Origin of the sequence: Nonomuraea rosea, from assembly GCF_039539705.1 — a bacterium.
GTDB classification, from domain to species: Bacteria; Actinomycetota; Actinomycetes; order Streptosporangiales; family Streptosporangiaceae; genus Nonomuraea; species Nonomuraea rosea.
Genome location: NZ_BAABDQ010000031.1, coordinates 108,571 through 128,929 on the forward strand (window position 1 = coordinate 108,571; position 20,359 = coordinate 128,929).

The 20,359-nt window shown below is 70.8% G+C and carries 17 protein-coding genes; 7 read left to right on the top strand and 10 right to left on the bottom strand.

What is annotated here, in order from left to right; translation table 11 throughout:
- The first annotated feature begins 4 nt into the window (after window positions 1-4).
- The 3 genes from ABEA43_RS47110 to ABEA43_RS47120 all read left to right on the top strand — a co-directional run bounded on the left by ABEA43_RS47110 (window position 5) and on the right by ABEA43_RS47120 (window position 3,403).
- On the top strand, window positions 5-1,009 hold the full coding sequence (locus ABEA43_RS47110) for a carbohydrate ABC transporter permease (protein WP_345572609.1): 1,005 nt from the start codon (window positions 5-7) through the stop codon (window positions 1,007-1,009).
- The gene (locus ABEA43_RS47115; RefSeq protein ID WP_345572610.1) at window positions 1,009-1,860 is read left to right on the top strand and encodes a carbohydrate ABC transporter permease; all 852 of its coding nucleotides are present in this window, start codon (window positions 1,009-1,011) and stop codon (window positions 1,858-1,860) included. The genes ABEA43_RS47110 and ABEA43_RS47115 overlap by 1 nt, the downstream gene beginning before the upstream one ends.
- A 103-nt stretch (window positions 1,861-1,963) precedes the next feature.
- Entirely contained in the window at window positions 1,964-3,403 is a 1,440-nt protein-coding gene (locus ABEA43_RS47120) for a glycoside hydrolase family 3 protein (RefSeq protein ID WP_345572611.1), read from the top strand.
- Window positions 3,404-3,465: 62 nt separating this feature from the next.
- Here ABEA43_RS47120 and ABEA43_RS47125 read toward each other — a convergent pair whose 3' ends face one another.
- The gene (locus ABEA43_RS47125) at window positions 3,466-4,644 is read right to left on the bottom strand and encodes an ROK family transcriptional regulator (RefSeq protein ID WP_345572612.1); all 1,179 of its coding nucleotides are present in this window, start codon (window positions 4,642-4,644) and stop codon (window positions 3,466-3,468) included.
- 103 nt (window positions 4,645-4,747) lie between these two features.
- On the opposite strand from ABEA43_RS47125, the gene ABEA43_RS47130 reads away from it, so the two are divergent.
- Window positions 4,748-6,712 carry an endonuclease/exonuclease/phosphatase family protein gene (locus ABEA43_RS47130; RefSeq protein ID WP_345572613.1) on the top strand — a complete coding sequence of 655 codons (1,965 nt, stop codon included), beginning with the start codon at window positions 4,748-4,750 and terminating at the stop codon, window positions 6,710-6,712.
- Between the two features lie 8 nt (window positions 6,713-6,720).
- Entirely contained in the window at window positions 6,721-7,170 is a 450-nt protein-coding gene (locus tag ABEA43_RS47135; RefSeq protein WP_345572614.1) for an RrF2 family transcriptional regulator, read from the top strand.
- Window positions 7,171-7,255: 85 nt separating this feature from the next.
- Here the strand turns inward: ABEA43_RS47135 and ABEA43_RS47140 are convergent, their stop codons facing one another.
- Complete coding sequence (locus ABEA43_RS47140; protein ID WP_345572615.1) at window positions 7,256-8,437, bottom strand: MFS transporter; 1,182 nt, start codon at window positions 8,435-8,437, stop codon at window positions 7,256-7,258.
- Between the two features lie 81 nt (window positions 8,438-8,518).
- Between ABEA43_RS47140 and ABEA43_RS47145 the strand changes: the two genes are divergently transcribed.
- Entirely contained in the window at window positions 8,519-9,097 is a 579-nt protein-coding gene (locus ABEA43_RS47145; RefSeq protein ID WP_345572616.1) for a TetR/AcrR family transcriptional regulator, read from the top strand.
- Here ABEA43_RS47145 and ABEA43_RS47150 read toward each other — a convergent pair.
- Together ABEA43_RS47150 and ABEA43_RS47155 are read right to left on the bottom strand one after the other, a co-directional pair.
- On the bottom strand, window positions 9,084-10,985 hold the full coding sequence (locus tag ABEA43_RS47150; protein WP_345572617.1) for a serine/threonine protein kinase: 1,902 nt from the start codon (window positions 10,983-10,985) through the stop codon (window positions 9,084-9,086). The genes ABEA43_RS47145 and ABEA43_RS47150 overlap by 14 nt on opposite strands.
- On the bottom strand, window positions 10,982-12,925 hold the full coding sequence (locus ABEA43_RS47155; protein ID WP_345572618.1) for a protein kinase domain-containing protein: 1,944 nt from the start codon (window positions 12,923-12,925) through the stop codon (window positions 10,982-10,984). The genes ABEA43_RS47150 and ABEA43_RS47155 overlap by 4 nt, the downstream gene beginning before the upstream one ends.
- 90 nt (window positions 12,926-13,015) lie before the next feature.
- On the opposite strand from ABEA43_RS47155, the gene ABEA43_RS47160 reads away from it, so the two are divergent.
- Window positions 13,016-13,795: a DNA-formamidopyrimidine glycosylase family protein gene (locus ABEA43_RS47160; RefSeq protein ID WP_345572619.1), complete on the top strand. Its 780-nt coding sequence runs from the start codon at window positions 13,016-13,018 to the stop codon at window positions 13,793-13,795.
- On the opposite strand, the gene ABEA43_RS47165 is transcribed toward ABEA43_RS47160, so the two are convergent.
- The 6 genes from ABEA43_RS47165 to ABEA43_RS47190 form a co-directional block, all read right to left on the bottom strand.
- The gene (locus tag ABEA43_RS47165; RefSeq protein WP_345572641.1) at window positions 13,792-14,148 is read right to left on the bottom strand and encodes a helix-turn-helix domain-containing protein; all 357 of its coding nucleotides are present in this window, start codon (window positions 14,146-14,148) and stop codon (window positions 13,792-13,794) included. The two genes, ABEA43_RS47160 and ABEA43_RS47165, sit on opposite strands and share 4 nt — an antisense overlap.
- Before the next feature lie 286 nt (window positions 14,149-14,434).
- Window positions 14,435-14,926 (bottom strand): CinA family protein, encoded by a 492-nt coding sequence (locus ABEA43_RS47170; RefSeq protein ID WP_345572620.1) that lies wholly within the window; start codon window positions 14,924-14,926, stop codon window positions 14,435-14,437.
- A 3-nt stretch (window positions 14,927-14,929) separates the two neighbouring features.
- Complete coding sequence (pgsA, locus tag ABEA43_RS47175; RefSeq protein ID WP_345572621.1) at window positions 14,930-15,502, bottom strand: CDP-diacylglycerol--glycerol-3-phosphate 3-phosphatidyltransferase; 573 nt, start codon at window positions 15,500-15,502, stop codon at window positions 14,930-14,932.
- Window positions 15,499-16,908, bottom strand: a complete 1,410-nt coding sequence (gene rimO, locus ABEA43_RS47180; protein ID WP_345572622.1) for a 30S ribosomal protein S12 methylthiotransferase RimO — start codon at window positions 16,906-16,908, stop codon at window positions 15,499-15,501. The genes pgsA and rimO overlap by 4 nt, the downstream gene beginning before the upstream one ends.
- A gap of 58 nt (window positions 16,909-16,966) precedes the next feature.
- Window positions 16,967-17,725, bottom strand: coding sequence for a helix-turn-helix domain-containing protein (locus ABEA43_RS47185; RefSeq protein ID WP_345572623.1), 759 nt, complete (start codon window positions 17,723-17,725; stop codon window positions 16,967-16,969).
- Window positions 17,726-17,821: 96 nt separating this feature from the next.
- A complete protein-coding gene (locus ABEA43_RS47190) occupies window positions 17,822-20,326 on the bottom strand; it encodes a DNA translocase FtsK (protein WP_345572624.1) in 2,505 nt (834 codons plus the stop codon).
- Window positions 20,327-20,359: the final 33 nt, after the last annotated feature.

Consider the following 20,359-nt stretch of genomic DNA (forward strand, 5'->3'; position numbering starts at 1 on the left):
TCCTATGACGAACACGTCAACGCTCCCCCGGGGTGGAGGCCGTTCCTCCACCCCGGGGCGGCGCCGCGCACGCCCACCGCAGCGATCGAGTGGGCTCCCCGCCTGGTCCATCCCCTACATTCTGCTGATTCCCGGTCTGCTGGTCATCGGGGCGCTGCTGCTGTACCCGCTGGTCCAGATGGTGACCATCGCCTTCCAGAAGGTGGGCCTGGTCCAGATCTCCGGCAAGAAGCCCGCCACCTGGGTGGGGCTGGAGAACTTCACCAACATCCTCGAGAACGACATCTTCTGGTCCTCCCTCCGCAACACCGTGGTCTTCGCGGTGATCGCGGTGCCGCTCACGCTCATGCTGGGCACCGCCGTCGGCGTCCTGCTGAACCGGCTCGGCAAGAAGATGTCGCTGTTCGTCGTCATCGGCATCATGTTCGCCTGGGCGGTCCCGCCGGTGGCCCAGGGTGTGATCTGGCGCCGGCTCTTCGACGCCGAGGCGGGCATCATCAACTGGGCGCTCAACCTGCTGCCCGACTGGCTGTCCTCCGCCCTGTTCGGCCGGGCCGACTGGAGCGGCGTCCCGTGGCTCAACGACGCCTGGTCCATCTACATGGTGCTGATCGTCTGCGTCGTGTGGGCGGGCTTCCCGTTCGTCGCCGTCTCGGTGCTCGCCGGGCTCAAGGGCATCCCCGCCGAGCTGTACGAGGCCGCCAGGGTCGACGGCTCGACCCCGTGGCGGACGTTCAGGAAGATCACCTTCCCGCTGCTGAAGCCGGTGTTCGCGGTGCTGACCGTGCTGTCGATCATCTGGGACTTCAAGGTCTTCGCCCAGCTGTACGTGCTGGCCGGCACGACCAACCGGGAGGCGTACAACCTGTCGATGTACGCGGTGACCGAGGCGTTCAAGGCGCCGCCCAAGATGGGCTCGGGAGCGGCGATCGCGGTGGTGCTGACGGTGATCCTGCTCATCGTCACCGCGGCCTACATCCGGCAGATGTTCAAGCAGGAGGAGTTGTGATGACCCCGCTGGCCCGCAAGCGCCTGGGCAGGATCGCGCTCAACACGGCAGGTGTGCTGGTCTTCCTGGTGGCGACGTTCCCGGTCTACTGGATGGTCTCCACCGCCTTCAAGACGAACGACCAGATCTTCACGACCGACTTCATCCCGTTCCCCACCGAGTTCACCTTCGAGCACATCGAACGGGTCCTCACCGACGGGGTGGCCGGGCACTCGATCTGGCTGTACATGCGCAACAGCGCCATCGTCGCGCTCGGCACGGTGCTGATCGGCGCGGTCTTCGCGCTGCTCTCCGCCACGGCGGTGGCCCGGTTCCGGTTCAAGGGCCGCACGGGGTTCCTCGCCCTGCTGCTCGTCGCACAGATGATCCCCGCCGAGGCGCTGCTCATCCCGCTGTTCCTCAGCGTCAAGCGCCTCGGCCTGTACGACCAGCTCCTGGGCCTGATCGTCGCTCAGGTGGCCCTGACGCTGCCGTTCGGCATCTGGATGCTGCGCACGTTCGTCGCCGCCGTGCCCAAGTCGCTGGAGGAGGCGGCCTGGATCGACGGGGCCTCCCGGCTCACCACCTTCTGGAAGGTGCTCTTCCCCCTGGTGGCCCCGGGCCTGGTCGCGACCAGCATCTTCTCGTTCATCACCGCGTGGAACGAGCTGATCATGGCGCTGTACCTGATCGGTGATCCGACCAAGTACACGATGCCCGTCGCCCTGCAGTACTTCTTCGGGCAGAAGGGCACCGACTGGGGCGCCATCATGGCCAGCTCCACGATGATGACCATCCCGGTCGTCATCTTCTTCCTGCTCGTTCAACGCCGCATGGTCTCCGGCCTGGTCGCCGGCGCCGTGAAGGGCTGACAAACCACGAGGTCCGCGTACGGCACGCGAATGCCGTACGCGGCCATGCCCGAAAACTGCCCGAAAACTGCCCGGAAAACCGCCGGAAAACTGATGAGGAGCCATGAGTCAGAGTGATCGGGGGCTGCGCCGTCTCGCGGCCGGCACGCTGCTCGTCGCCTTCCAGGGAACCACCGCGCCCGGATGGGTGCTGCGCGAGCTGGAGCAGGGCCTGGGCGGAGTCACGCTCTTCGGCTTCAACGTGGCCGATCCCGGCCAGGTGCGGAACCTGACCACCGCGCTGCGGGGCGCCGGGGAGCCCGTCATCTCGCTCGACGAGGAGGGCGGGGACGTCACGCGGCTGGCCTATCACGTCGGCAGCCCGTACCCGGGCAACGCGGCTCTGGGGGCGGTGGACGACGTCGAGCTGACCCGCCGGGTCTACCGCGCGATCGGCTCGGAGCTGGCCGCCTGCGGCATCAATCTGGACATGGCCCCCAGCGCAGACGTCAACACCGAGGCCGACAACCCGGTGATCGGCACCAGGTCGTTCGGCAGCGATCCGGCGCTGGTCGCCAGGCACACGGTGGCGGCCGTCCAGGGGTTGCAGGCGGTGCGCGTGGCCGCCTGCGTCAAGCACTTCCCCGGACACGGCGCCACCCGGGTGGACTCGCACCTCGCGGTCCCCGTGGTGGACGTCGGCCTGGACGTGCTGCGGGCACGTGAGCTGGTCCCGTTCAGCGCCGCCATCGGCGCTGGGGCCAAGTCGGTGATGACCGCGCACGTCGCGGTGCCGGCCGTGACGGGCGACACGCCCGCCACCCTGTCCAGCGCCGCGCTGACCGGGCTCCTCAGGGGCGAGCTCGGTTACGACGGCGTGGTCATCACCGACGCGCTCGACATGCACGCGATCACCAGGAGCGTGGGCCTGGCCGGCGGCGCCGTGCTGAGCATCGCGGCCGGCTCCGACCTGCTGTGCCTGGGCCCGCTGCCGACATACGACGACATCCAGGCCATCATCGCCGAGATCGTCGCCGCGGTGCGCGAAGGCCGCCTGCCGCTCGAACGGCTGGAGGAGGCCGCCGCGCGCGTCGCGGCGCTGCGGACCTGGTTCGGGACGCCCGAGCAGGTCACCGCCGAGCAGAACGTGGTCGGCCTGCACGCCGCGCGCCGCGCCGTGCGGCTGACCGGCGAGACGGAGCCCCTGGTCGAACCCCTGGTGATCGAGGTGGACACCCCGCCGACGATCGCCGTGGGCGACGTGCCGTGGGGTGTGGGCCCGTGGCTGCCCGACGCCGAGATCGTCCGGGTCGAGCCCGCGGCCGCCGACGTCCCTGACCTGCTGGCCAAGGCCGCGAACCGGTCCCTGGTCGTCGTGGTCAAGGACGCGCACCGCCACCGTGCGAGCCAGGAACTGGTCTCCGCGCTGGTGGCGGCGCGCCCTGACGCGACGGTGATCGAGATGGGGCTGCCCGTCTGGCGGCCCGACAGCGCCGCCTACATCGCCACGTACGGGGCGGCCAGGGCCAACGCCCAGGCCGCCGTGGAGCTGCTCACCGCCTGACGGCCGTCAGGTCCTGCTCGCCGCCTGACGGCCGTCAGGTCCTGCTCATCGCCTGACGGCCCTCAGGGCACGAGGAGTTCTTCGCGTGCCCGCTCCAGGGCGGCCAGGACGGCGCCGCGCAGCACCGGGTTCTTGTCGGTCACCGTCGTGGTGACGATCTGGGGACGGACGGGACAGATCCTGGCCACCGCCTCCTCCACCCGGGACGTCAGCGCGGCGCCACCGGCGTGCCCGACCTCCCCGGCCAGCACCACCAGGCCGGGGTCGAGGATCACGCACACCGCGGCGACCCCGAGGGCGAGCCTGTTGGCGATCTCGTCGAGCAGCGGCTCGCCCTGCGCGCCCGCGGCCACCGCCACCCTGACGCACTCGCCCGCGCTCTCGGCGGCGAACCCGTAGCTCCTCGCCAGCTCGGCCACCGCCTCGGCGCTGACCAGCGACTGCAGGCCGCCCGCCAGCGAGGGCAGCCGCCCCGGCAGGGTGCGGATGTCCTCGGGCAGCGGCACGCCGGGCACCGGCAGGTAGCCGATCTCCCCCGCGCTGCCAGAACGCCCCCTGTGCAGCTTCCCGCCGAGCATGACGGCCATGCCGAGACCGCGGCTCGACCACAGCAGCACGAAGTCGTCGAGGCCCTGAGCGGCCCCGTCCGCGCGCTCGGCGATGGCGGCGAGGTTGACGTCGTTCTCGATCGTCACCTCGCGCCGCAGGTCGCCGGCCAGGGCCTCGTGGATGCCCTCGTGCCAGCCGGGCAGGTCGAAGGAGAAGCGCACGTCGCCGCTTCGGGGATCGACCACGCCCGGCGTGCCGATCACGACGCCGCGCAGCTTGGCGATGCTGACCTTGGCGCTGCGGCAGGCCTTGACGATCGCGCCGTGCACCACGGAGACGGGGTCGTCGTCGTCGGGCTCGACGGTGACCTCGGCGATCGTGTGGCCGTGGATGTCGGCGATGGCGGTGGAGATCAGCTCGGGCCCGACCTCGAGACCGGCCACGTACGCGCTGGAGGGGATCACGGAGTAGAGGGCGGCGTTGGGGCCGCGCCCGCCGGCCTGCTCGCCGACCACCTCGACCAGGCCGCGCTCCTCCAGCCTGGCCAGCGTCTGCGAGGCCGTGACCTTGGACAGGCCGGTCAGGTCGCCGATCTGGCCGCGCGTCATCGGGCCGGTGGCCAGCAACAGCTCCAGCGCGGCCCGGTCGTTGATCTCCCTGAGCAGTCTGGGCACACCAGGGCGTCGCTCCACGCTGAATCCCGCCGTCGCATCGAATGACCGTTATCGAAAAGGTTGTTGGAAGTTTAGCGCTCCGGCTCTTGCCCCCCGCCGCAGGTGAACACGAGTATGGCTCATGACCATCCCGCGGGGTCCTGCCGTCATGCTCGCGCTCGGCATCGTAGTCCTGTTCGACGTTCTGCGCGTGTTCCTGCCGTCGCTGATCACGCTTTTCGGGCGCGCGGGCGAGACGCCTCCCGAGCTGATGGGTCTGTACGCCGCCGCCTGGTTCGTCCTGCCGTTCCTCGCGCTGCTCCTCAAGCCGCGTCACGCGCTGATCGGCGGCGCGGCGGCGCTCGTGCTGGCGCGGGTGCTGCTGCAGGCCGGCGTCGGCCAGCTCTACGTCGCCTCGGCCGGCGTCACGGCCGGACTGGTCTTCCTGTACGGCTGCGCGTACACGGTGCCCCGGCGGGCCGTGCCGGTGGGCATCATGGGCGGCCTGTCGCTGTCGGTGTTCGTCCACCTGCTGCTGGACGGGGTGGACGTGGTCTGGCGGGACGGCGTCGCCGCCTGGGTCGCGGCGGCGACCCTGTGCCTGGCCTTCCTGACCCTGCTGACCACCTCCCTGACCCCGGCCCCGCCCACCCCCACCGACCGCCTCCCGCCCGCCCCCGTGCCGAGTGATCGCGTCCCGCCCGCCCCTGCGCCCTTTGATGGCGCTCCGGCTGTCACCTGGTTCCTGTTCGGTCCGGTCCTGCTGCTGGTGGGCGTGGTCGCCACCGCCTGGGCGAAGGCGCCCGAGGGGCCCACGACCTGGTGGGAGGCGGCGACCAGCGTGGGCCTGCTGGCCCTCGGCCTGGTGTCGGGCACGCTCCAGGCCCTCAGACCGGCATTCGTCCCGATCTTCGACCTCATCACCGGCGCCCTGCTGGTGATCTCGTCGGTGCTCGCGATGCTGCCGGAGTCCTCCGGCTCGGCCGGCCCCACCCAGGCCGCGTTGATGATCATGTGGCTCGGCGCCCAGCTCGCCGGGACGACCCGCCCCGAGTATCCCGGCGCCCGGCGGCCGGGCCTGTGGCTGCTCTGCGGCACGCTCGTCTTCCTCGCCGGCGTCTTCACCTACTACGCCGCCTACGATCTGAACCTCGGCTTTCCCAACGGGTTGATCATCATCATCGTGGCCGGGCTGATAGCCGGGCTCAACACCGTCACGATGATCGTCCGCCGGCCCGGCCCGCCGCGCGAGTCCGCACGCCTCTCATGGCGGACGCTGACGGCGGTGATGGTGCTCGCGCCCGTCCTCGTGGTCGCCGCCGCGCCGCCGATCCCCCAGACCCAGGTGTCGCAGTCGGACACGTTCCGGCTGATCACGTACAACATCCGGATGGGGTTCGGGCTCGACGGCCGGCTGTCGCTCACCGACATCGCCGCGTGGGCGGCCGCCCAGAAGCCCAACGTCGTCCTGCTCAGCGAGGTCGATCGCGGCTGGCTGCTGAACGGCGGCCACGACGACCTGGCCACGATCGCCCGCGGCCTGGGCATGCGCTACTACTTCGCGCGCGCGGCCGACAACGTGTGGGGCGACGCGTTACTCACCAACCTCCCGGTCGAGGAGGTCCACTCGCACGCGCTCGGCCGGCACGGCTACCCGACGGGGGCGCAGGCGCAGGCCATCGTCCTGAAGGTGGGCGGCAGGCAGGTGGGCATCGTCAACACCCACCTGCAGGCCCCTGAGGGCCAGGCGCCGGAGGTGGCCGCCATCGTGGCCGGCCTCGCCGCCGGGAAAGGCGCGAGCGCCGCCGGGTGGCAGAATTCGGCCCCCGGGCAGACCAAGCGGCCGGTGATCCTGGCAGGCGACCTGAACCTGCGTCCCGGCGACCCGGCGATGCGCGTCCTGACGGCGGCCGGGCTGACGGATCCCCTGATCGCGCTGGGAGATCCCCCCACCTCGCCGGCCGACGCGCCTGTGGAGCGCATCGATCACGTGCTGATCAGCAAGGGGTTGACGGCGTTATCCGCACAGGCCCCGCGCCTGCCGTATTCGGATCACCTGCCCGTTCTGACGACCTTGCGCCTAACCAGTGTTGACCAGGAGGGATAATCGAGAACATGCGCCTCTCCGCTCGTGTCGACTACGCTCTCCGTGCCGCCGCCGAACTCGCCGCAGCGGGTGCCGGTCCGACTACCGTGGGCGAGCTCGCCAAGGAACAGGACATGCCGCCCAAATACCTGGAGAACATCCTGCTGCAGATGCGCCGCGCCGGGCTCGTGCGCGGGCAGCGGGGGCCAGAGGGCGGTTATGTGCTGGCCAGGCCCGCCGCCGACATCTCGCTGGCCGATGTGATCAGGGCCGTGGACGGCCCGCTGGCCAACGTGCGCGGTGAGCGCCCCGAGCACGTCGGCTACCGGGGTCCCGCCGAGTCGTTGCAGCAGGTGTGGATCGCGCTGCGGGCCACCGAGCGCGCCATCCTGGAGGAGGTCACGCTGGAGCAGGTCGCCACGGGCGCGCTCCCCGACCGCGTCCGCCACCTCGCCGCCGACCCCGCCGCCTGGGACTGACCCCACCGTACCGACCGGGCCGCGCGAACCAGGCCCGCAGTCCACCGGCCCCACGAAGCAGCCGCGCAGCCAGTCCGCGCGCGGATCAGGCGCGTAGTCTGCTCGCCGTCCAGAAGAGCCCGAGGGCGACGAGCTCGACCAGGGCCGCCGCGGCAGGCAGCCAGCCGCTGCCATGGCTCTCCAGCACGAGCCCGCCCAGCGCACCCCCGCCCGACACCCCGACGTACACGGCACTGCTGTTGAGCGCCAGCGCCTGCGGCCCCGCCGGACCGGCCAGCGCCAGCAGCCGGGTCTGCGCGGGCGGCGGGATCCACCACGACACACCCGCCCACACCAGCAGCAGCGGCAACAGCGCGAGCAACGCGAGCGGCCGCAGGAGCCAGCAGACGGTGAAGACCGCCATCACCCCGGTGAACCCGGCGACGCCCGCGATGAGCGCCCGGTCAGCGCCCCAGCGGTCGGCGGCCCGCCCGCCGAGCTGCCCACCGGCCAGCCCGGCGAGCCCGGCCGCCGCGAACACCCAGCCCAGCTCGGCCGGCCCGGCCCCGGCCAGGTCCCGCAGGAACGGCGCCAGGTACGTCATCAGCATCATGCTCCCCAGCACGATCGCCACGATCCCCAGCAGGCCGAGCAGCACCTGAGGCCGGCCGAGCGGCGCCAGCCGCTCGCGGACCGGCATGGCCTGCGCCCGCGGCAGCACCGGCAGCGTGACCCGGATCCACACCAGCGCCACGAGCCCGAGCAGCCCGCCCAGCCCGAACGTGGCCTGCCAGCCGAACGCGCCGCCCACCCAGGTGCCGATGGGCACGCCGAGCATGAGCGACCCGGTCAGCCCGCCCATCACCAGCGCCAGATAACGCCCCTGACGCCCCTCGGGAGCCAGGGAGGTCGCGATGGCGTACGCGGCGGGCACCACGGCCGCCGCGGCCAGCGCGGCCAGCGCCCGCAGCCCCATGAGCACGGCGTACGAGGTCGTGCCCGCCGCCGCCCAGTTCGCCGCCACGAACAGCGCCAGGGCCCAGGTGAGCAGCCCGCGCCTGGACCAGGTGGCGCTCACCACGGACGCGACCGGGGCCGCCAGCGCGAACGCCAGCGAGAACACGGTGACGAGCTGCCCGCCCGCCGCCTCACTGACCCCGAGGTCCCCGGAGATCGCCGGCAGGACGCCCGCGATCACGTAGTCGTCGGTGGCGAAGGCGAACGTGGTGAACACCAGCGCGAACAGCCAGGTAGGCAGCCGGGCCCGCTCCCGCACGCCCTCGATCATGGGTCCCCCTCGATAAAGGTAACAGTCGTTTCCCAGATACGGTAACAGTCGTCACCCCAATGCCGTCAAAGGGAGCGCCGAATGGCCAGGACCGCCGATCCGGCCCGCCGTGCGGAGCTGCTCGACCAGATCGTCGACTATCTGGCGGGCCACGGCCTGTCCACGCTCTCGATGCGCCCGCTGGCCGAGCACCTGGGCAAGTCCACCCGCGTGCTGACCCACCACTTCGCCGACAAGGAGGACCTGCTGTCGGCCACCATGGAGCGCCTGGACGAGCGGCACCGCGCCTGGCTGCGCTCACTGCCCGGCTGGACGGGCTCCGACAGCGTCGGCACGATCATCCGCCGCACCTGGGACTGGCAGATGGAGGAGCCGAACCTGCCCGTCGCGCGCCTGATCCACGAGATCGAGGGCCTGGCCGCGGGCGGGCGGCTGCACGGCCACGTGCCGCGGCTGCTGGCCGACCGGTCGGAGTTCGTGGCGGGCCTGCTGCGTGATCGCGGCGTTCCCGAGGCAGCCGCCCTGCGCATCTCGACGCTGGCCAACGCGGCGTACACGGGGCTGCAGATCGACTTCCTGACCACCGGTGACCGGACCCGCGTCGAGGAGGCCCTGGATCAGCTCTGCGCCCTGGTGGACGAGTGGGTCACCGCCGCGTGAACCACAGCGCGACGCGGTCGATCTCGGCGGCGGGCCCGTCGGCGAGGACGCGCGCGACCCGGCCGGTCGCGTCCATCAGGAGGACGTCGGCCTTCTTGCCGCCGGCCCTGGTCGCCAGGAAGTGGCCCTCGTCGAGCCAGCCGCGGAACGAGACGCCCTTCGCCAGCCGGATAGCGCCCTTCCTGGCACCGCTCTTCTCATCCCAAAGACAAATATTTCGCGAATTATCCACACACTTCGTGGCGAAGACCGTTCCGAACGTCGTCTTCGCCGCACCGCCGGGAAGCGGCTCCCCCACGCTCTGATACGTACGCAGCACCCTGCCGTCCAGGTCGAGCGCCCGCATCGCCCCGCCGGGCGCCTGGTGCAGCACGCTGCCGCCGCCGGAGCCCCACGCGTACGTGGCCCCCTCGGTGCCCGTCACGCGGATGACCTTGACCGAGCCGGCGACCGCGTCCACCACCACGAAGCCGCGCGCCCGGTTGTCCCGCATGATCGTCGCGACCACCCGCCGCCCGTCGGCGGACCAGACGGGCCGGAACAGCGTGTCCGGCTTGTCCACGGTCCGCACGTCCCGGTCCCGGCCGGTGGCGCGGTCGCGCAGCCGGATGGTCTCGAAGTCGGTCCGCTTGAAGCGCGTGGCCGACAGGGAGGCCACGTAGCCGCCTCCGGGCGAGACGATCGGCTCGTCGAAGTTGCCGAAGAAGGAGAAGGCCCCGGTGGCCGCGTCCCGCGTGTACGACGGGTAGCCGCCGCTCGGACGCTGGTCGTGGTAGGAGGACACCCATACGGGGTCGGCGGGGTTCTCGTGCAGCGTGACGTCCGTGTCTGGCAGCTTCAGCTCCGACACGGAGGTGAGCGCGAGCGGCCCCTCCCGAGGTGCCGGCAGCGGCGCCTGTGTCGGCGTCGGCGTGGGCGCGGGCGGCTCCGGCGCGGGACGCAGGAGGAGCAGCGCGGCGGCGACCGCCACCGCGAGCCCCGCCGTCCCGGCCATCACCGGCCACCTCCTGCGGCGCGCGGGAGGCGCCGCCGACTGCTGCCCCTCGGCCAGCAACGCCTGCTCACCGGTGTGCCGCAGCGCCTGCTCAGGCACGCGATGGCCGAGCAGGGCGAGCAGCGCCCGCGTCGCGACGGGCCGCGCGCCCGGCTCCTTGATCAGGCAGCGCGCCGCCAGCTCCCGCAGATCGCCGTCGAGGTCGCCGAGATCGGGCTCGGCGCGCAGGATCCGGTTGATCAGCGCGGGCAGGTCGCCCGTCCCGAACGGCGGGCTCCCGGTCGCGGCGGCCACCATGGTCGCGGCCCAGGCGAACAGGTCGGCAGGGGGCCCCGCGCGACGGCCGCCGAACTGCTCGGGAGCCATGTACGGCGGCGTCCCCACCAGGTGCTCGTCCCGGACCTCCGCCTCCTCCAGCGCCGTGGAGATGCCGAAGTCGATCACCCTGGGCCCGTCCCTGCTGAGCAGCACGTTGCCCGGCTTGAAATCCCGGTGCACGACCCCCGCCTGGTGGATGGCGGACAGCGCGGTCAGCGTCCCGATCGCCAGCCGCCGCAGCTCCGCCCCGCCCAGCGCGCCCCGCTCCCGGATCACCTGGGCCAGCGAGGGGCCGTCCACGTACTCGCTCACCACGTACGGCGTGCCGCCGAGCTCCCCCGCCTCCAAGACCTGCGCGGTGCAGAACGCCTTGACCCGCCGCGCGTACCCGATCTCCTGCCGGAAGCGCGTACGGGCGTCGGGGTCGTCCAGCCCCGCGCCGAGCATCTTGATGGCCACCCGGCCCCCGTCAGGCGACTCGCCGAGGTAGACGACGCCCTGGCCGCCCTCACCGAGCCGCCCGGCGACGCGATAGCCGCCGATCCGCACCGGATCGCTCGCGATCAGCGGGCTCATCGGCCCTGCACACGGGCGAACTGGATGAGCGCGGGATCGTCCTTCGCGAAGTCGGCCAGCACCCGCTCGGTGACGCCGACCAGGTCGATGATCTTGACGACCTGGGTGCCCTTCTTCTTGCCCGGATCCTGCACGAGGAGATGGGTCTCGTTGAACCAGCCGAGGAAGCTGCCGTTGCTGTGGCCGAAGGGCACCGTCGCCTGCCTGGCGCCGCCCTTGGTGTCCCAGACGCAGAAGCTCTTGCCGTCCGGGCAGACGGTGGCGAACCTCTTGCCCGACGGGGAGAACCAGGACGCGCCGCGCGGCAGCCCCACCCAGTGCATGGTCTTCGTGACCTGGCCCACCATGTCGTAATACTCGATCCCGCCGCGCTTGCCGTCCCAGTAGCCGCGGGCGATCGTGCCGTCCGGGGCGAAGGTGTAGGTCAGGGTGGCGTCGTCGAGATATTCGGTCTCGACGTGCACGGCCTTCCTGGTGGCCAGATCGATGACCACGAAGCCCACGAGCCGGGCCGGCTTGCTCTCGCGGTTGTAGACGGACAGGAGCAGCTTGCCGCCGTCCCTGGACCAGACGGGGATCAGGGACTGCAGCGGCTTCTTGACCGTGCTGACGACGAACGACTCGCCCGTGGACAACTTGGTGAACTTGACCTGATCCAGCTCCGAGCCCTGGAACTTCAGCAGCGGATTGAGCGCCACCCAGTCACCGCCGGGCGACAGGAGCGGCTGCTCGGTCACGCCCACGGCCTTGAACGTGCCGCTCTTCTCCCGCGCGTAGGACGTGAAGGAGCCGGTCGACTCCACGTAGGACACCAGGCGTACCGGGTCGTTGGGGTGCTCGTGCAGGGTGACGCCGATCGTCGGCAGCTTCGTCTCCGTGGCCGCCTTCTTCTCCACCTTCTCCAGCGGGGCCTCCGTCTGCGCCGACGTGATGGTCGGGGTGGCCGCCGGGCTCGCCGGGCTCGCCGGGCTCGCCGGGCTGGCCGGGGACGTCGCGGCGGTCACGGTCCTGGCGGGCGCGTTGCCGCCGGTCACGGCGTAGACGCCCGCGCCCGACACGAGCGCCCCCACGACGAACGCGGCCGCCAGCGGCAGCAGGCTCACGCGGCGGCGCGGCGGCGGCTCCGTCGGCCGCGAGGGCGGCTCGCCGGTCACCACCTGCCCGGTCAGGTACGAGGTCTGCCCGACCAGCCGCAGCAGCACGTCGCTGGCGGCGGGTCGCGTGGCCGGGTCCTTCGCCAGGCACGCCGCGATCAGCCCGTGCAGCTCGCCGAGGTCGGGCAGGTCGGGTTCGCCGTTGACGATCCGATCGACGGTCCCGGCCATCGAGCCGCCCTCGAACGGCGCGGATCCGCTCGCCGCGAACACCATGGTCGCCGCCCAGGAGAACACGTCGGCGGGCGGTCGCGGCGGGGCCCCGCGCAGCCGTTCAGGGGCGGTGTAGGCGGGGACGGCGACCTTTCTGGTGGAGATGGCCGACGCCGCCATCGCCCGTTCGAGGCCCACGTCGATCACCCGGGGGCCGTCGGGGCCGAGCAGCACGTTGCCTGGCCGGATGTCGCCGTGCACCAGATCCGCCTGGTGGACGGCGACCAGCGCGGTGATCGTGCCCACCGCCAGCCGGTAGAGAGCGACCCCGTTCAGCGTCCGCCCGGCCGCCTCCAGGGCAGGCCCGTCGACGTACTCGCTGACGACGTACGCCTGCTCGCCCAGCAGGCCGGTGGCCAGGATCTGCGCGGTGCTGACGGCGGAGAGCGCCTGCAGCGGCTCGATCGTGCGCAGAAACGGCTCGGGATCCATCTCGGCCGGCAGCAGCCTGACGGCCACCGTCTCGCCGGCCGCCGACTGCCCGGCGTACACCGTGGAGCTCAGCCGGCCGGTCAACCGGTAACCGGCGACCTCGGCGGGGTCGTCTCCACGTAAACCCGTGATCTCCGGCATAACCCCGATCAGCCCTCCGCCAGGTCTACTTCTCGATGGTCATTATGGTCACCGATCCGGTCAAAACGCAGCAGTTCTTAGACTGGAAGGATGCCTGAAGGAGATGCCGTCCATCGCGCGGCCGCCCGCCTGAGAGGCGCGCTGGACGGGCGCGTGCTCACCAGGTCGGATTTCCGCGTGCCCAAGCACGCCACCGCCGACCTGTCGGGGCGGGCGGTCGTCACCACGCTCTCGCGCGGAAAGCATCTGCTCACCCGCGTGGAGGGTGACCTGACCGTGCACACCCATCTGCGGATGGACGGGAGCTGGCAGATCCAGCCCGCGGGGCGGCGCACCGCGCCGGGCGACCTGGTCAGGCTGGTCCTGGCCAACGAGCAGTGGCAGGCGGTGGGCGTCAGGCTCGGCATGGTGGACCTCGTCAGGACCGCGGACGAGGCGCGCCTGGTCGGCCACCTGGGCCCGGACCTGCTCGGCCCGGACTGGGACCCGGACGAGGCCGTGCGAAGGCTGCGAGCGGCACCTGACAGGACCATCGGGGAGGCGCTGCTCGATCAGCGCAACCTGGCGGGGATCGGCACGATCTATCGCGCCGAGACCCTGTTCCTGCGCGGGATCTGGCCGTGGAAGAGGGTCGGGGAGATCGAGGATCTCAGGGGGCTCGTGTCATTGGCCCAGCGCTTGCTGGAGGCGAACAAGGGACATGCGGGCACGGTGACCACAGGAGATCGCCGCCCGGCGAACCAGACCTGGGTCTACGGCAGGGCGGGAAGACCCTGTCGCCGATGCGGCACCCGCATCAGCCGAGGGGAGATGGGCGCGCAGCCACAGGAACGGCTGATCCTGTGGTGTGCCGACTGCCAGCCGCGCTAGGCGGCCACCATGTCCTTGACATCGGGGAACACAGAATCGGAAATCGACCCGGTGACCGTCTCCGCCATGGGCAGGCGCTCGTGCTCCGGTGCGTCGGCAAGCACAGGGGCCGCCTGGAGCTCCGCCAGCGCGAACTGGTCGGAAACCTCACGCAACACCTGGGACAACGGCACTCCGAGTGCGCCGCAAATGGACGCGAGCAGCTCGGACGAGGCTTCCTTCTGGCCGCGCTCCACCTCGGACAAGTAGCCGAGTGAAACGCGCGCGAGAGTGGACACCTCGCGTAGCGTGCGTCCCTGCCGCACCCGCAACCGCCTGAGCACGTCGCCGAGCAGCTGACGCAGCAGAATCATCTGTCGCTCCCTCCCCGGCGCGGATGTCTTCACCACGCCCCGCGCGATCGGATCGTGCCGCACATTGGTCTTCTTCGCTTCGTACATGCTCCTCGCCGTCATCATTGGGCGTCGCCGACCCTGGACCGCCGATCGTGCCTCATTGCGCGACTCAACAGGCCCGCCTGCCGGGCGCTCGGTGCTTGCAGTTGGCTCACGGACCTCACTCACAGCTCCACCGTACCCGTATCCACCGACACCGCGTCAGACCGTGCATCGCATGTTCGCTCGGGACGTAACACGGTAATCACCCGGAATGTTCCCTTATGTTCGCCTTCAGCACACCTGCAAGGAGATCGACTGCCTCGTCCACCGTCTCTACCCTGATACGTTCGCGCGACCCCTCAAGTCTCAACGCGCGCGCCCTTATCTGCCCACCGGGTCCGCAGACTGCCGCGTACACGGTGCCGACGGGCCTGCCGTCCTGTGGCTCGGGACCGGCGACACCCGTCACCGCCAAACCGTAGGTGGCCCCGCACAGGCGTGCCACCCCTGCCGCCATGGATGCCGCCACATCGGGATGCACGGCCCCCTCGCGCCTCAGGAGCTCCTCAGGCACTCCCAGCAGCTCGTGCTTGAGCTCGGTGGCGTAGGAGATCACACCGCCCCTGAACGCCTTGGAGGAGCCGGACACCGACGTGATCGCCGCCCCGATGAGCCCTCCCGTGAGCGACTCGGCCACCGCCACCGTGGCGCTCTGGCGCACCAGCATCGACAACACCCCGGCCACGTCCGCCATAGATCACTCCCCGCGTGCCTGCCTGGCCACATTCCGAAGCTTGACGGCGCGTACGACATAGTCCACGCCCGTGCCCACGGTGATCACCAGCGCCGCCCCCATCCCGACCCACCGGAGCGGATCCGGGATGCCGGGCACGAGGTAAAGCACGATCGCGGCGATCTGCAGCACGGTCTTGACCTTGCCGCCGTAGCTGGCCGGTATGACCGCGTGCCGCAGCAGCATGAACCTGAGCATGGTGATGCCCAGCTCCCTGCCGAGGATCGGGATCGTGACCCACCAGGGCAGCTCGCCGAGCACCGACAGGCACACCAGGGCCGCGCCGGTGAGCGCCTTGTCGGCGATCGGGTCGGCGATCTTCCCGAAGTCGGTGATGAGGCCGTAGCGTCTGGCCAGCTCGCCGTCGAAGTGGTCGGTGATCGAGGCCACCGCGAACACCGCCAGCGCGGCCACGCGCCAGCCCATGCCGGGCAGGAAGAGGCAAACGACGAAAAAAGGGACGAGCACCAACCGGAGGACCGTGAGGACGTTGGCGATGTTCCACGGGCTTACCACGCGGCGCTCGTCCCTTTTCATGGACCGGCCTTGATGCGCGCGATCAGATCGACGCCCTCGGCGTCGACCACGATCGCGCGGACGATCTGCCCCCTGACCAGCCCGATGCCCTGCACCGTGACGCAGCCGTCGACCTCGGGGCCCTGGTGCGCGGCCCGGCCCTCGTAGCCGCCGTCGCCCAGGTCGTCGTCGATCAGCACGTCCACCTCGGTCCCGATGCGCTCCTCCGCGCGCTGGGCGGTCAGCTCCTCCGCGAGCTCGGTGAGCACGCGCACGCGCTCGTTGATGACCTCCTGGTCGAGCTTGCCCGGCAGCCCGGCCGCCTCCGTGCCGTCCTCGTCGGAGTAGCCGAACACGCCGATGACGTCGAGCCGCGCCTCCTCCAGGAAGCCGACCAGCTCGCCGAACTCCTCCTCGGTCTCCCCGGGGAATCCCACGATGAAGTTGGAGCGCACGCCCGCCTCCGGGGCGTGCTCGCGCACGCTCCGCAGCAGCCCCAGGAAGCGCTCAGGGTCGCCGAAGCGGCGCATCCTGCGCAGGACGGTGCCGCTGGCGTGCTGGAAGGACAGGTCGAAGTAGGGGGCGATGCCCTCGGTGCCGCTGATCGCCTCGATCAGCCCTGGGCGCAGCTCGGCCGGCTGGAGATAACTCACCCGCACCCGGTCGATGCCCTCGATCGCGGCCAGCTCGGGCAGCAGCTTCTCCAGCGCCCGCAGGTCGCCCAGGTCCTTGCCGTAGGACGTGGAGTTTTCGCTGACCAGGACGAGCTCGCGGACCCCGCGATGGGCCAGCCAGTCGGCCTCGGCCAGCAGCTCGTCGGGCTTGCGGGAGACGTAGGAGCCGCGGAAGGCCGGGATGGCGCAGAACGTGCAGCGCCGGTCGCACCCGGAGGCCAGCTTGAGCGAGGCCACGGGGCTCTCGTCGAGCCGTTTGCGCAGCACGCGCGGGCCGCTGGCGGGCGCCATGCCCTCGGGCAGGTCGCCGTGGCCGGGGATGCTCGTCTTGGGCGCGCTGGCACGGTCCACCGGCGAGATGGGTAGCAAGGTGCGGCGGTCGCGCGGCGAGTGCGGCTTGAGTGGCCGGCCCTCCAGCACGTCGTCGAGCCGGCCGCCGATCTCGGCGTAGTCGTCGAAGGAGATGACCGCGCTGGCTTCTGGCAACGCCTCGGCCAGCTCATTGCCGTAGCGCTCGGCCATGCAGCCCGCGGCCACCACCTTCGCGCCGGAGTCCGCGGCGGCCAGTAGCGTGTCGATGGAGTCTTTCTTGGCCGAGTCAATGAAGCCACACGTGTTGACGACGACGACATCGGGGTCGTCGTCGCCCAGCTGCCAACCGGCAGCCTCAAGTCGCGCGGCCAGCTCCTCGGAGTCGACCTCGTTGCGCGCGCAGCCCAGGGTGATCAGCGATGCGGTTCGGCGGGATGACATGGTGAACACTACGGTATCGGGAGTTGGCCACCACCCGATGCACCGGATCCCCAGGTGACTACCGTGACTGCGGTTTCGGCGGCCCGAACGAGCGCCGAACCGTCTCTCCCCGGCCGCCGAGCTTCTTCACTTTCTTGCCGTTGACCTGCAGTGACACGGCTCCGGCGTCGGCCAGCAGCACATGCACCTGATCGGCGGCGCGCCAGACGGAGGTCTTTCCCGCCTTCAGCGTCCCCGAGAACAGCTTGCGCCCTTCGGCGTCGCGTACGTTCACGTACGACGACCGCTTGGCCCTCATGCTGACCGTCACCATGCCCTTGCTCGTCTTGGACGGCGTGGGCTTCGGCGCCTCGGTGATGGGCCTGTTGGGCGGCACGCTGGGCCGTGCGGAGGCCACCCGCACGTCGCCGGTGCGCACCTGGTCGCTCGCGCCGCCGAGCACCCGCATCATGCCGAAGACCACGACGATCGCCAGCGCCACCCCGAGCGCCATCGTCCAGTTCGGCCCGCGCCGCTCCGGCAGGTTGATCTTCCGGTCGGCCTGGAACACCGCCGCGGCGCGCACCGGCTGAGGTGCCCCGCCGTGCTGCTGGTCGTACAGGTGGACCGTGGCCTCAGGGTCCATCCCCACGGCCTTGGCCAGGGCCTTGACGTGGCCTCTGGCATAGAACTGGCCGCCACATTGGCCGTAGTCATCCTGCTCGATGCAATGGATCATCGCCTCACGAATGTTGGTGGCCGCGCTGACCTGCGCGACCGTCAGCCCGGCCGACTGCCTGGCCGCCGCCAGCATGGCCCCGATGCTCTGCTCCTGCACTGTGAACGCCTCCCCACGGCGCCTGAACTGCCCCACCACGACGTTGCGTAGTGGTTCATATTCAACCAGTAACCGCCGAGCGAGCATGCATTGGGGTCATTCGCCACGCAGGTCGGCCAGCAAACCCGCGAGCTCGTCGGGCTTCACGATCACCTCGCGCGCCTTCGAGCCCTCGCTCGGGCCCACCACGTTGCGGCTTTCGAGCAGGTCCATCAGCCGCCCGGCCTTGGCGAAGCCGACCCGCAGCTTGCGCTGGAGCATCGAGGTCGAGCCGAACTGGGTGGTCACGATCAGCTCCGCGGCCTGGATGAGCAGGTCGAGGTCGTCGCCGATGTCCTCGTCGATCTCCCGCTTGACCTGCACCGCCGCCACGTCATCGCGGTATTCGGCCTGCATCTGCGTCTTGCAGTGCGTGACGATCTCGGCGATCTCCTTCTCGGAGACGAACGCGTTCTGGATCCGGATGGGCTTGCTCGCGCCCATCGGCAGGAACAGCGCGTCACCCTGGCCGACCAGCTTGTCGGCGCCGGGCTGGTCGAGGATGACCCGGGAGTCGGTGAGCGAGGACACCGCGAACGCCAGCCTGGACGGCACGTTCGCCTTGATCAGGCCGGTCACGACGTCCACCGACGGCCGCTGGGTGGCGATCACCAGGTGGATGCCCGCCGCGCGGGCGAGCTGCGTGATGCGCACGATCGAGTCCTCGACGTCGCGCGGGGCCACCATCATCAGGTCGGACAGCTCGTCCACGATCACCAGCAGGTACGGGTACGGCTGGTAGACCCGTTCGCTCCCGGGAGGCGGCTGCAGCTTGCCCGCCTTCACGGCCTTGTTGAACTCGTCCACGTGCCTGAACCCCGACGCGGCCAGGTCGTCGTAGCGCCGGTCCATCTCGCCGACCACCCATTCGAGGGCCTCGGCGGCCTTCTTCGGGTTCGTGATGATCGGGGTGATCAGGTGGGGGATGCCCTCGTACACGCTGAGCTCGACCCGCTTGGGGTCGACCAGCACCATCCGCACCTCGTCGGGCGTGGCGCGCATCAGGATGCTGGTGATGAGCCCGTTGACGCAGACCGACTTACCGGCGCCGGTCGCGCCCGCGATGAGCAGGTGGGGCATCTTGGCGAGGTTCGCGACGATGGTGCGGCCCTCGACGTCCTTGCCCAGGCCCACGATCATCGGATGATGGTCGCCCTGCGCCACTTGGGACTTCAACACGTCGCCCAGGGAGACCAGGTCCTTGTCCGCGTTGGGGATCTCGACCCCGATCGCCGACTTACCCGGAATGGGCGACAGGATCCGGACATCTGCCGACTTGACGGCGTACGCGATGTTCTTGGTGAGGGCCGTGACCTTCTCCACCTTCACGGCCGGGCCCAGCTCGATCTCGTATCGGGTCACCGTCGGGCCCCGGGTGAACCCGATCACCTGGGCGTCGATGGTGAACTGCTCCAGCACGGTGGTCAGCGCGTTCACCACGGTCGTGTTGGCCTTGGTCTGCGGCTTCGGCAGCGTGCCCGGCTTGAGGAACTGCAGGTCGGGCAGACTGTACGGCCCCGCCTGCGGCGAGAGCACGAGCTGCTCCACCTTGCGCGGCGCGGGCGTCGGCTGCGGCGGCTCCGGCTTCTTGCCGGCCTCGGGAGCCGGCGGCTCGTCCTCGTCCGTCAGCCCGGGCACGATCTCGGGCGAGTGGTCGGGCCTCTTGTCCTTCTCGGCCAGCACCGGCGTGTCGTACGGCTTGATCGTTTCGCCGAGCTCGCCGTCGGTCTTCTTGGTCCTGACCCGCTTCTTGCCCGGCTCACGCGACTCGGGCTCGGCGTGCCGCTCGAACAGCAGGTGCTTGAGCTCCGACAGCCGCTCAGGGATCCGGTGCACGGGCGTGGCGGTGATCACCAGCACGCCGAACCCCGACAGGAGCAGCAGCAGCGGGATCGTGATCCACGGCGGCAGGATGCTCATCGGCGGCGCGGACACGATGAACCCGATCATGCCGCCGGCCTGCGACACCTTGTCCATGCCCTGGCCCTCACCGGCCGGGTAGGGGGTGTCGTTGGTCACGTGGATCACGCCCAGCACGCCGACCAGCAGCGCGGCCCAGCCGATCACCATGCGGCCGGTGTCGGCGTTCTGGTCGGGGTGGCGCAGGTAGCGCCAGGCCAGCAGCCCGAGCAGCAACGGCAGCGCCCAGGCCAGCGAGCCGAACACGCCGCGCACGGTCGCGTTCACCACGCCGGAGACCGCGCCGTCGGAGTTGCGCCAGGTCATGGCCGCGACCACGATCGCGCCGGCGAGCACCGTCAGCCCCACGCCGTCGCGACGGTGCGCGGGATCCAGCTCGCGGGCGTTCTTGCCCAGTGCGCGAGCCGTGCTCCCGATGCCGTTGGCGAGCAGCATCCAGAGGCCGACGATCAGCTTGCCGATCATCGTGAAGACCCAGCTGATCGGGTCGGGGTGGGTCACAGAAGGCTTGCGGCCGGCGGACGGCCCCTTCGTCCTGGGACGCCCCGCCGACGAGCCGGTCCGCTTCGCGGGGGTCGAGCGGGCCGAGGCCGACCGCTTCGCCGGCCCCTTCGATGCGCTTTTCGGCGTACGGGTGGCCATGATGCCAAAGGTACGTCGGAGACACCGCGTAAC

Bases quoted from the DNA above. Each gene is read 5' to 3' on its own strand.
- ABEA43_RS47110 (WP_345572609.1), top strand. From the start codon at position 5: ATGACGAACACGTCAACGCTCCCCCGGGGTGGAGGCCGTTCCTCCACC.
- ABEA43_RS47115 (WP_345572610.1), top strand. From the start codon at position 1,009: ATGACCCCGCTGGCCCGCAAGCGCCTGGGCAGGATCGCGCTCAACACG.
- ABEA43_RS47120 (WP_345572611.1), top strand. From the start codon at position 1,964: ATGAGTCAGAGTGATCGGGGGCTGCGCCGTCTCGCGGCCGGCACGCTG.
- ABEA43_RS47130 (WP_345572613.1), top strand. From the start codon at position 4,748: ATGACCATCCCGCGGGGTCCTGCCGTCATGCTCGCGCTCGGCATCGTA.
- ABEA43_RS47135 (WP_345572614.1), top strand. From the start codon at position 6,721: ATGCGCCTCTCCGCTCGTGTCGACTACGCTCTCCGTGCCGCCGCCGAA.
- ABEA43_RS47140 (WP_345572615.1), bottom strand. From the start codon at position 8,437: ATGATCGAGGGCGTGCGGGAGCGGGCCCGGCTGCCTACCTGGCTGTTC.
- ABEA43_RS47145 (WP_345572616.1), top strand. From the start codon at position 8,519: ATGGCCAGGACCGCCGATCCGGCCCGCCGTGCGGAGCTGCTCGACCAG.
- ABEA43_RS47150 (WP_345572617.1), bottom strand. From the start codon at position 10,985: ATGAGCCCGCTGATCGCGAGCGATCCGGTGCGGATCGGCGGCTATCGC.
- ABEA43_RS47155 (WP_345572618.1), bottom strand. From the start codon at position 12,925: ATGCCGGAGATCACGGGTTTACGTGGAGACGACCCCGCCGAGGTCGCC.
- ABEA43_RS47160 (WP_345572619.1), top strand. From the start codon at position 13,016: ATGCCTGAAGGAGATGCCGTCCATCGCGCGGCCGCCCGCCTGAGAGGC.
- ABEA43_RS47165 (WP_345572641.1), bottom strand. From the start codon at position 14,148: ATGATTCTGCTGCGTCAGCTGCTCGGCGACGTGCTCAGGCGGTTGCGG.
- ABEA43_RS47170 (WP_345572620.1), bottom strand. From the start codon at position 14,926: ATGGCGGACGTGGCCGGGGTGTTGTCGATGCTGGTGCGCCAGAGCGCC.
- pgsA (WP_345572621.1), bottom strand. From the start codon at position 15,502: ATGAAAAGGGACGAGCGCCGCGTGGTAAGCCCGTGGAACATCGCCAAC.
- rimO (WP_345572622.1), bottom strand. From the start codon at position 16,908: ATGTCATCCCGCCGAACCGCATCGCTGATCACCCTGGGCTGCGCGCGC.
- ABEA43_RS47190 (WP_345572624.1), bottom strand. From the start codon at position 20,326: ATGGCCACCCGTACGCCGAAAAGCGCATCGAAGGGGCCGGCGAAGCGG.